Source organism: Geminicoccus flavidas (assembly GCF_009806515.1).
Classification (GTDB): Bacteria; Pseudomonadota; Alphaproteobacteria; order Geminicoccales; family Geminicoccaceae; genus Geminicoccus; species Geminicoccus flavidus.
Genome location: NZ_WUJP01000175.1, coordinates 1 through 10326, shown reverse-complemented (window position 1 = coordinate 10326; position 10326 = coordinate 1). Strand labels below are relative to the sequence as shown.

At 69.7% G+C, this 10326-nt stretch carries 10 protein-coding genes; 3 read left to right on the top strand and 7 right to left on the bottom strand.

Annotated features, from left to right (window positions below):
* From EQG76_RS04780 to EQG76_RS04770, 3 genes are all read left to right on the top strand, one after another.
* Positions 1-360 (top strand): hypothetical protein (locus EQG76_RS04780; protein WP_235031207.1); only part of this gene is annotated, 360 nt, incomplete at its 5' end.
* Positions 361-368: 8 nt separating this feature from the next.
* Positions 369-1418 carry a glycosyl hydrolase family 8 gene (locus tag EQG76_RS04775; RefSeq protein ID WP_159711073.1) on the top strand — a complete coding sequence of 350 codons (1050 nt, stop codon included), beginning with the start codon at positions 369-371 and terminating at the stop codon, positions 1416-1418.
* Entirely contained in the window at positions 1415-3061 is a 1647-nt protein-coding gene (locus EQG76_RS04770; protein ID WP_159711071.1) for a hypothetical protein, read from the top strand. Before EQG76_RS04775 ends, EQG76_RS04770 begins: the two co-directional genes overlap by 4 nt.
* Before the next feature lie 42 nt (positions 3062-3103).
* Here EQG76_RS04770 and EQG76_RS04765 read toward each other — a convergent pair whose 3' ends face one another.
* From EQG76_RS04765 to EQG76_RS04735, 7 genes are all read right to left on the bottom strand, one after another.
* Positions 3104-4036, bottom strand: a complete 933-nt coding sequence (locus EQG76_RS04765; protein WP_159711069.1) for an ABC transporter permease — start codon at positions 4034-4036, stop codon at positions 3104-3106.
* A complete protein-coding gene (locus EQG76_RS04760; protein ID WP_159711067.1) occupies positions 4033-4992 on the bottom strand; it encodes an ABC transporter permease in 960 nt (319 codons plus the stop codon). Before EQG76_RS04760 ends, EQG76_RS04765 begins: the two co-directional genes overlap by 4 nt.
* Positions 4989-6497, bottom strand: a complete 1509-nt coding sequence (locus EQG76_RS04755) for a sugar ABC transporter ATP-binding protein (RefSeq protein WP_159711065.1) — start codon at positions 6495-6497, stop codon at positions 4989-4991. The genes EQG76_RS04760 and EQG76_RS04755 overlap by 4 nt, the downstream gene beginning before the upstream one ends.
* A complete protein-coding gene (locus EQG76_RS04750) occupies positions 6494-7540 on the bottom strand; it encodes an ABC transporter substrate-binding protein (protein ID WP_159711063.1) in 1047 nt (348 codons plus the stop codon). Before EQG76_RS04750 ends, EQG76_RS04755 begins: the two co-directional genes overlap by 4 nt.
* 32 nt (positions 7541-7572) lie before the next feature.
* A complete protein-coding gene (locus EQG76_RS04745; RefSeq protein WP_200840560.1) occupies positions 7573-8496 on the bottom strand; it encodes an amidohydrolase family protein in 924 nt (307 codons plus the stop codon).
* A gap of 10 nt (positions 8497-8506) precedes the next feature.
* Positions 8507-9532 carry a D-cysteine desulfhydrase family protein gene (locus EQG76_RS04740; protein WP_159711059.1) on the bottom strand — a complete coding sequence of 342 codons (1026 nt, stop codon included), beginning with the start codon at positions 9530-9532 and terminating at the stop codon, positions 8507-8509.
* 7 nt (positions 9533-9539) lie between these two features.
* The coding region (locus EQG76_RS04735) for a GMC oxidoreductase (RefSeq protein ID WP_200840559.1) at positions 9540-10326 on the bottom strand (787 nt) is incomplete at its 5' end.

Below are 10326 nucleotides of genomic sequence, written 5' to 3'. Positions count from 1 at the left end.
GGTGGGGTCATGCTGATGGAGGTAGCCTCGCCCTGGGCGGCGCAGCGGGTGGCGACCGTGCTGGTGGCCGACCAGGCCGACCATCTGGAACCGGGCCTGAGCCGGCTGATCGAGCCGAAGGTCTGGACGACCCTGGGCGGCGACCGGGCGCAGTGGCAGGCCGGCAGCGACCAGGTGGTGGGCGAGCGGCGCAACCCGCCCTTCATCCTGGAAACGCCCGAGCAGGACCCGGGCCAGCTCCGCCTGACCGTGCTCACCTGGCTGGCGCAGCACCGCTGGACCTGGCTCGGCCTGATGCTGGCGGCAGTGACGTCGGCCAGCCTGATGACCAGCCTTGTCCTGCGCATGCGGCGTCATTGAGGGGGCAGATGCCGGAGCGGCGCAGCGTGATCCTTGCCATGCCGGGGCTGCTGCCGGACCTGCCGGGGCTGGGCCCGGTCGCCCGCTGGCTGGGCGACCGCCAGAAGCTGCCGCCAGAGGAATGGGACGCCTGGTGCGGCCGGTTCCTGGACGGCGGCCGGGTGGTCGACACCGGCAACGGGCGGGTCAGCCATACCGAGGGCCAGGGCTATGGTCTCCTGCTGGCGCTGGCCGCGGAGGATACCGCCACCTTCGACGCGATCCTCGCCTGGACCGAGCGGCACCTGCCGGTCCGCCCGGACGGCCTGCTCGCCTGGCGCTGGGACCCGGCGCGGCCGGACGATCCGGTGAGCGATCCCAATGCCGCGACCGACGGCGACCTCCTGCTCGCCTGGGCGCTGATCCGCGCCGGCCAGCACTGGAACCGGCCGGAGCTCAGCGAGCGCGGCTTGGTGGCCGCCCGGGCGGTGCGCAGTGCCGGTGTGGTGCGCCATGGCGGGGTGCAGCTGCTCCTGCCGGGGCCTGAAGGCTTCATCCAGCCCGAGGGCCCGGTGATCAACCTGTCCTACTGGGTGTTCCCGGCACTGCGCGCCCTGATGGCGGCCGATCCGCATCCGGTCTGGGCGCAGCTCGTAACCAGCGGCCATCGGCTGCTGACGAGCCTGCGCTTCGGCCAGCGCCAGCTCCCGCCGGACTGGACGCTCCTGGCCGAGCCGCCCCGGCCGGCCCCGGGCTTCCTGCCGGTGTTCGGCTACAACGCCCTGCGCATCCCGCTCCATGCCGCCTGGAGCGAGCCCGGCGCGATCGACCTGGTCCGGCCGATCTTCTCGATCTGGCAGCGGGCCGGGAACGAGCCGCCCGCGGTCATCCCCCTGGACCCGACCTCGCCGTTCGAGGTCGGGGTGACGCCCGGGATCCGCGCGATCCTGGCCCTGCTCCGCTATCTGGAGAACGGCAGCGCGCCGGACTTCCCCTCGATCCAGAACGAACCCAACTACTATGCCGCCACGCTCGTGCTTCTGGCGCGGCTGGCCTTCGACGAGGTGTCCCGGTCATGAAGCTCCGCCTTATCCCGCCGCTCCTGGGCCTGGCGGTTCTGACCCTGCTGGGCAGCGTGTCGCCCGGCAGCCTCCTGGCCCAGGAGCAGGCCGGCGAGCCCGGCATCACCTTCCGGCTGCAGGGGGGCCCGCCCGCCGGCGAGGACGTCGTCGACGAGGCGCTGCTGCGCTACCTGGCCAGCCGGGGCGATCGCGCGGCGGCCGAGGCCGAGATCGCGCGGCTCAAAGAGCTGCACCCGGACTGGGAGCCGCCCACCGACCTGTTCGGCGGCCTGCCCCGGGTGGACGAGGGCCCCCTCTGGCAGCTCTACGAGAGCGGTGACTATGCCGCGGTGCGCAGCCGCATCGAGACGCTGCGCAAGGAGCGGCCGGACTGGGCCCCGCCTCAGAAGCTCGTGACGCTGATGGCGGTGAACGAGGCGCGCGCCGCGAGCGAGGCGGCGGCGGCCGCGGGCGACTGGGCGAGCGTGGTGACGCTGTTCGACGCGCAGCCGGCCGCCGCCACTTGCGAGCATGTCGACAATCTCTGGCGCCTGGCCGAGGCGCAGCAGCGTACCGGGGCCGGTGAGGCGGCAGTTGCCACCTATGCGCGCATCATCACGACCTGCCCGGATGCCGACCACCGCTTCGCCACCCTACAGAAGGCGAAGCTGCTGGTGCCGCCGGCCGAGCTGGAGCGGCTGGTCGGCCTGGAAAAGGCGCGAGTCGGCTCCCCGGAGCGGCTGGCGAAGCTCGAGACCCTGACGGCCAGGCCCGCGGCACAGGCGGGAAGCCGGCCGGCCCGCCCGGCCGGGCCCGACTTCAGCCGGATCTACAAGCCCGGGGCCTCGGTGCAGGACGCACGCGCGGTCGCGGACGCCGTGATCCGCCGGCGCGATGCGACGGCCGCGCGCAAGATCGGCTGGATCTATCAGGCGGCCGGCGACGATGCCGCCGCCGCACCCTGGTTCCAGCGCAGCCTGGACTGGGGGCCGGGCGAGGAGGCCGCCCGCGGGCTGGCCATGAGCCTGGCAGCGCTGGGCAAGCTCCCGGAACTGGATGCGCTGGCGGCGCGCTATCCGGAGGTGGTCAAAGAAGCGCGCGGCGGCCAGGTGGCGGTCGCGGTGGATCGCGGCGACCTTGCCACCGTGCTCAAGCTCACCCGCCAGACCAGCAGGCCCGACGAGCTCCTGATGCGGAGCTGGACCTACATGAAGCTGCTGCGCCCCACCGAGGCGCAGCTCAGCTTCGCCCGGGTGATGGCGGCACCCGACGCCATGCCCTTGCAGCGCGACGAGGCGGTCTATGGCCTGATCCGCGCCCAGATCGCCCAGCACCTGTTCCAGGACGCGGCGCAGAGCATCGAGCGCTACGGCCTGCCGCCCGACCAGTACAACGAGGTGCAGGCCGAGCTCTTGAGCCAGGAGATCCAGGTTGCCTTCCGGCAGAAGGACTATCGCCGCACCGTGGCGCTTTTGGAAAAGCGCCGCGACTTCGCGCTGCCCGACCGCGGCCTGGAGATCCAGGAAGCCTGGGCACGCTACCATACCGGCGAGGTGCACACCGCCCGGCGGATCTTTACCCGGCTGGACCGGATCGTCAGCACCGAGGAGACCGAAGCGGGCCTGGCGCAGGTCTCGCGCAAGCTCGGGCCGGGCTGGTAGGCGTAGCGGGCGCAGGGGCGGGCTGGGGAGATCTGCCGCCTTTTAGCCCGACCGTTCCCGCCCGGAGATCAGCAGGAGACCCAGGATCAGCCCGCCGAACAGGATCGCCCGCCAGCCGGGCGAGGCGTTCACCACGGTGATCAGCGCGGTGATGGTCACCAGCAGGATCGAGCCGGCGATCGTGCCGAGATAGGTGCCGCGCCCGCCCAGGATCGAGGTGCCGCCCAGCACCACCGCCGCGATAGAGCCCAGGAGGTAGGGCTCGCCGATCCCGACATAGCCCTGGCGGTTCATGCCGAGCAGGAGGAGGCCGGCCAGGCCCGCGCAGAAGCCCGAGGCGGCATGCACGGCCAGGATCGCCTGGCCGGCGCCCACCCCGGCCAAGCGGGCGGCCCGGTCGTTGGTGCCGAGCGCGAACAGCCAGGAGCCCAGTACCGTGCCGTGCAGCACGAACAGGGTCACCGCGGCGATCAGGAGCCAGGTGACGATCGTCATCGGCAGGCCGAACAGGTCACCGTTGCCGAGGAAGGTCACAGCCGGGTTCACCGTGCTGACCGCGCTGCCGCCCGCGATCAGGATCAGGGCACCCTGCAGGATGGTGGCGGTCGCGAGCGTGAGGATCAGCGGGTGGACGCGCAGGAGGACGACGCCGATCCCGTTCAGCCCGCCGATCGCCGTGGTGATCGCCAGCGTCATGGCGACGGCAGCCATCCCGCTCGGGTCGAAGGGGAAGGTGAGCAGCGGCAGGATGATCGCCGAGAAGGTGATCACGGCGGCCACCGACAGGTCGATGCCCCCGCCGATAACCACCAGCGTCTGTCCGGCGGCCACGATCCCGGTGATCGAGGCCAGCTCCAGCAGGTAGCGCAGATGGCCGATGCGGGCGAAGCCGGGCTTGAGCAGGCCGGCCGCAATCCACAAGGCCACCACGACCAGCCAGCCGAGCGTCACCCGGTGGCGGAGAAGGGCGCTCATGCCGCACGCTCCCGCAATCGTTTGATGCCCATGGCGGCCACGATGATCAGGCCCTGCATCACGTACTGGGCCACCGGCGGCAACCCTAGGAAGAACATGACGTTGACCAGCACCGCCAGCAGCAGGCTGCCCGCCACGGCACCCCGGATGGTGCCCTGGCCGCCCAGAAAGCCCACCCCACCCAGCACGGCCGCAGTGATCGACTGCAGGGCGAGCGGGTTGCCAATCAATGGATCGCCCGCCCCGGTCTGGGCCGCGACATAGACCCCGGCAAAGGCGGCGAGCCCGCCCGAGATCGCATAGGCGGCGATCCTGGCCAGCGCCACGTTGACCCCGGAGCGGAAGGCGCCGGCCGGGTTGTCGCCGGCGGCATCGATCGACAGGCCCAGCGGCGTGGCGCGCAGCACCCGCCACGCGACCAGGATCACGATCAGGATCAGCAGCGCGGTCGGATGCACGCCCACCAGACCCTCCGACAGCCAGCCCGGCATCGAGCCGCCCGGCCGCGGCATCACCAGCAGGGCGGCACCGCCGATCAGGAAGGAGGAGGCCAGGGTGACGATGATCGCCGGCAGTCCGAACAGGGCGACGATCGTGCCGACCAGGCCGCCCGCCGCCACGCCGATCGCGACGGTGGCAGTGATGCCGAGCCCGGCGCCGAGTGCGCTTTCGCCCACCAGGGTCGCCGCCAGCACGGTGCCGAGCCCGACCATGGCGCCGATCGCGAGGTCGATGCCGCCCATCAGCATCACCAGGGTCTGGGCGATCGCGACCAGCGCCACCGGGAACCAGTTCTGGGTGAAGCGCGCGATTCCGGCCCAGCTCAGCAGGCCCGGATGGAGGAAGGCATAGAGCGCCAGCAGGAGGGCCAGGAGGACGAACAGGCCGATCTGGCCGCGATTGCGCCGCCAGATCAGCCGGGCGTGCAGGGCCGCGCCCGACGGAACCTGCCTCATGCCGCCTCCTGCCGCGCCACGCCCAGCGACGCGGCGACGATTGCCTCCTCGCTGGCCTGCCTGTGCGCCAGGTCGGCAGCGATCCGGCCGTCGCGGAACACCAGCACCCGGTCGCACAGATGGACCAGCTCCAGCGCGTCCGAGCTCAGCAGGATCACCGCCATCCCGTCCGCGGCCATCCCCTTCAGCCGCAGATAGATCTCGCGCTTGGTATCCACATCGACGCCGCGGGTCGGATCGTTCAGCAGCAGCACGTTCGGCGAGAGCGGCAGCCAGCGGGCCAGCGCCACCTTCTGCTGGTTGCCGCCGGACAGGAGCTGCACCGCCCGCTCTGGGCCGCCGCCGCGCACGTTCAGCTTCGTCGTCAGCTCCCGGGCGACCTCCGCCTCCTGGGCGAACCGGCGCAGGCCGCGCCTGGCCAGGCGGCGCAGGCCCGGCAGGGTCAGGTTGAAGCGGATCGACAGCGGAAGCAGTACCGCCTCGCGCTTGCGATCGGCCGGCACATAGGCCAGGCCCCGACCGATCGCATCCGCGGGGTTCCGGCTCGGCCGGTCGATCCCACCCGTGGCCAGGCGCTCCGCCTGCGCGTCCAGCGCTCCGTAGAGTGCCAGCAGCAATTCCTCCTGGCCCTGGCCGAGCAGCCCGCCAATGCCCAGCACCTCGCCCTGCCGCACGACGAGATCGACACCCTGGATGCCCGGTGCCGTCAGTCCCCGGGCCTCGAGCGCTAGCTCGCCTCGGGCGGTCGAACGGAACGGCGGGAACAGGTCGCCCGGCTCGCGGCCGACCATCAGCCGGACCAGGGCCGGCGGGTCGATCCCGACCATGGTGCGATCGGCAGTGCGGGTGCCGTCCTTCAGCACGGTCACCCAGTCGCACAAATGCATGACCTCGTTCATGCGATGCGAGATGTAGACCAGTGCCGTGCCCTGGCGCCGGAGCTCGGCCAGCACCTTGAACAGTGCCTGCACCTCGTGCGCGGTCAGCGACGAGGTCGGCTCGTCCAGGATCAGGACGCGCGGCTGGCGGTAGAGCGCCTTGGCGATCTCCACGAGCTGGCGCTTGCCGAGCGGCAGCTCCTCGACCGGCTGGTCCAGCGCCACGTCCAGGCCGAGCCGGTCCAGGACCCGGCCGACCTCGACCGCCAGGCGGCCATAGTCAATCAGGCCATGCCTGGTCGGCACGGCGCCGAGTGCCACGTTCTCCACGACCGACAGATGCGGTGCCAGGCTCAGCTCCTGCTGGACCACGGCGATGCCGTGGCGGCGCGCCAGTGCCGGGGTCAGCCGCGCGCATGGCTGCCGGTCCACCAGCAGCCGGCCCGCGTCGGGCGCCAGCACCCCGGAGAGCAGGTTGACCAGCGTGCTCTTGCCAGCACCGTTCTCGCCCAGCAGCGCATGGACCCGGCCCGGAACGATCTCGATCGAGACATCGTTCAGGACCGGGTTGCCGAAGAAGCGCTTGACCAGGCCCTGGGCCGCTAGGACCGGGGCCGTGCCGCTCACTTCAGGCCGAGCAGCTGGTCGAACATCGCCAGGTCATAGGGCGAGTAGATGTAGCCGTCGGCGGGGAACTCGCCGGCACGCGCCAGGTACTCGTCGATATTGCCGTTGTCGATGATCGGCAGCGGCACCTCGACATAGGGCTGGATGTCCTTGCCATTCAGCGCCTGCACCGCGGCATAGACGCCGAGCCCGCCCAGCCAGTTCGGCTGCATGGTCGCCCAGGCGGTGAGGTCCTTTTCCTTCCACAGCTCCAGGAACTGCCGGTAGTTCTCGCCGGTCATCGGCGGCAGCTCGCGGCCCTGACGGTCCATGGCCAGGATGGCGCCCGCGGAGAGTGCCCCGCCCAGCGAGAGGATCCCGTCGATCTCGGGATACTGGAACAGGAGGCTGGTCATCGCCTCCTGGGCGGGCGCGGAATTATAGGCGGTGTTGGTCTCGGTCAGCACCTCCAGGCCGGGGTTGGCCTCCAGCACTGGCGTCGCCCCGGCGCGGCGGTCCTCGCTCACCGAGATGCCGGCCGGGCCGTTCATGATGATGATCTTGCCCTGGCCACCCAGCTTGTCCGCGATGAACTGGGCCGCCTGCTTGCCCCATTCATTGCTGTTGGTGTTGATCTTGACGGTCAGCTGGTCGGTGTCGACCAGGCTGTCGACATTGGCGACCGCGATGCCCTTCTCGCAGGCCTGCTCGATCACCCGGTTCAGCGCGGTGGACGAACCGGCGATCACCACGATCGCGTCCACGTCCGTGTCGATCATCGACTGGATCTGGGTGATCTGGTTGTTGGCGTTGCCCTCGGCATCGGTGATGACGAGATTGTCGACCAGCCCGTCCTTCTTCAGCTGCTCGACGACATCGGTGATGGTGCCCTCGGTCTGCTTCATCCAGGTGGGCACGGAATAGATGTTCGCCCAGCCGACTGTGAACGGCGGCTTGCGGTCGCCCTTGATGCATTTGGCGGCGGCCTCGGCCATCGTGGGGGCGATGAGCTGCGTGCCGGCGACCAGCGCGGCCGCGGCAAGACCGAGAATGGATCTGCGCATTGCTATATGTCCCTCCCTGCGGGCGGACTCGATTACACCGGCTTTTCCCGCAACTGAATACGGTAATCACGCGCTGCGTTGGCAAAGAACATCGCCCGGCGCTCGTCTTCGCTGAAACTCTCGAAGATCCGGTCGAACGAGCCGAACACCTCGTCCCAGGTCGCATGCAGCGCCGCCACCGGGAAGTCGCTGCCGACCATGCAGCGGTCCGGCCCGAACGCGTCCACGCAGGCCATGGTGACCGAGCGCAGGCTGTCCAGCGTCCAGTGATGATCGTAGGCGACCAGATCCGACAGCTTGATCCGCATGTTCGGCTCCCTGGCCAGGAGCTTCAGCCCGTCCCGCCAGCGCGCCATGCTCTCCGCGTCGCGGTCGGCCGGGCTGCCCACATGGTTCAGGATGATCGTGGTGCCCGGGTGGCCCGCCGCCAGCTTCGCCGCGTCGGCCATCTGGCCCGGGTAGATCATCATGTCGAAGCTGAAGTTGAACTTCTCCAGCAGCCGGAAGCCCTGGAGCCACTGCCCGTCCTGCATCCAGTCCGGCCGTGCCGCGAAGCGCTTGTTCGGGTCGTCGTGCCAGGAAAGGATGTAGCGGATCCCGCGCACTCGCGGGAACTGCGCCTGCTGCTCCAGGACCGCCTCGACCTTCGGATCGTGGAGCGGTGCGGTGGCGACGATCGCGGACGGCAGCCCGTCGCGCTCTGCCAGTTCCTCCAGCCAGCGCGTCTCGCCCACCGGATCATCCGCGAGCCAGCCGGCCTCGACATGCACCGTGCCGACCAGGTTCCAGTTCTTCGCGTCCTCCCGGATCTGCTTCGGCAGATAGTCCCGGTAGAGCGGCATCGGGTCGCCGAACACCATCTCCTTGCCGGGCTGGGGTACGATCCATGGGTGCTTGCCCATGGCGATGTCCCAGAAATGGTGGTGCGCGTCGATCAGCGGCCCATTGTAGGTCATTTGGGGTAGCTCATGCCGACAGTCCCAGGTCCTCGGCATAGGCGAACAGGGCAGGGGTGCCGCCGGTATGGACGAACACGATGTCCTGGTCCTTGCCGAAGCGGCCCTTGCGCACCTGGTCGATCAGCCCGGCGAACGCCTTGCCGCTATAGACCGGGTCCAGGATCACGCCCTCGGTCCGCGCCAGGAACTGCAGCGCTTCCCGGCAGCCATCGGTCACGATGCCGTAGCGCTCGCCGATATACTCGTCATGGCTGTCGAAGTCGGCGGGAGCGAGCTTCGTCTCCATACCGATGATCGAGGCCGAGCGGTTGGCGATCCGGGCAATGTCGGTCGCCCGGTCCTCCTCCCACTTGATCGGCGCCACGTTCACCACCCTGGTCTTTCGTCCCAGCGCCTTGAACGCTAGGGCGATCCCGGCCGGGGTCATGTTGGCGCCGGCGATGTACAGGGCCGCGGGATCGATGCCCGACTTGCCGAACTGCTCGTGCAGCTCCAGCCCGGCATCCACATAACCGACCGCACCCAGCGCCAGGTTCTGCAGGTCCATCGGCGCCACGAGGTAGGGCTTCCTGCCCTGTGCCCGCAGCTCGTCGGCCTTCTTGTCCAGATAAGGCTGCAGCAGTTCCACGCTCGGCAGGTCCACCACGGTAACCTGCGCACCCAGCAGCTTGAACAGCAGGAAGTTGCCCTGCAGCTTGGGGCCCTTCTCGCCGTGGACCACGACCAGATGGATGTCCAGGCCGAGCTTGGCGGCGGCAGCGCTCATCTGCCGGCACCAGTTCGACTGGGTGTAGGCGCCGGCCACGATCGTGTTGCAGCCCTTCTTCAGCATGTCGGCGAACACGTATTCAAGCTGGCGGGTCTTGTTGCCGCCGAACGCCAGCCCGGTCGTGTCGTCACGCTTCAGCCAGATCCTGGGCCCACCCAGCACCTCGGTGAGGCGCGGGCAGAACTCCAAAGGCGTCGGCAGATGGGCGAGCCTGATGCGCGGCAGCGCATCGAGCTTCGCACGCAGGGCTTCGGGCGTCGTCATCATTCCCTCAGGCAGCCATCGGCCGGGTGGTCTTGGCCAGGTCGCGGAAATTGTCGCGGATATGCTCCGCGGCACGGATCGCCAGTGCCGTCACGGTCGGCGTCGGGTTGACCACGCCGCCGGTGGTCAGCACCGAGCCGTCGATGATGAACAGGTTCGGCACGTCCCAGCACTGCTGGTACTTGTTGACCACCGACATGTCCGGCGACTTGCCCATCCGCGCCGTGCCCAGCAGATGCCAGGCCGGCGTGCGATAGATGCCGTGCTCGTCCATGTAGTCCTGGAGCTTGTATTCGAAGGCACCCGTCGCCTTGGCGATGTCGACCAGCCGGTCAGACATGAACTTCATCATCTTCATGTCGTTCTCGCCCGGCCGGTAGTGCAGCTCCGCCACCGGCACCCCGTCCGCGTCGCGCTGGCTGGCCGACAGCGTCACCCGGTTGTCCGGGTTGGGCAGGTCGTCGCCGATCCCGAAGATCCCGAAGTTCCGCCCGAAATGGCGCCGGAACCACTGGTGATGGCCCTTGCCCCAGGGGGCGCGCGCCTGGGTCATGTGGCCGTTGGCCTGCTCGCCAGCGCCACCGGTGGTGACACAGTTGAAGTTGAAGCCGTTGACGAAGCCGCGGCTGACATCGGTCTCGGCGAACTCGCGCGAGACCAGCGCGGCCACATAGCCGGTATGCGAGGCCAAAGGCTCGTCGACCCACATCTCACAGGCAACCAGCGTGTGGTGCAGCAGGTTGCGGCCGACCTGGTCCGAGCTGTTGGCGAGGTTGTCCGAGGCCAGCAGCAGG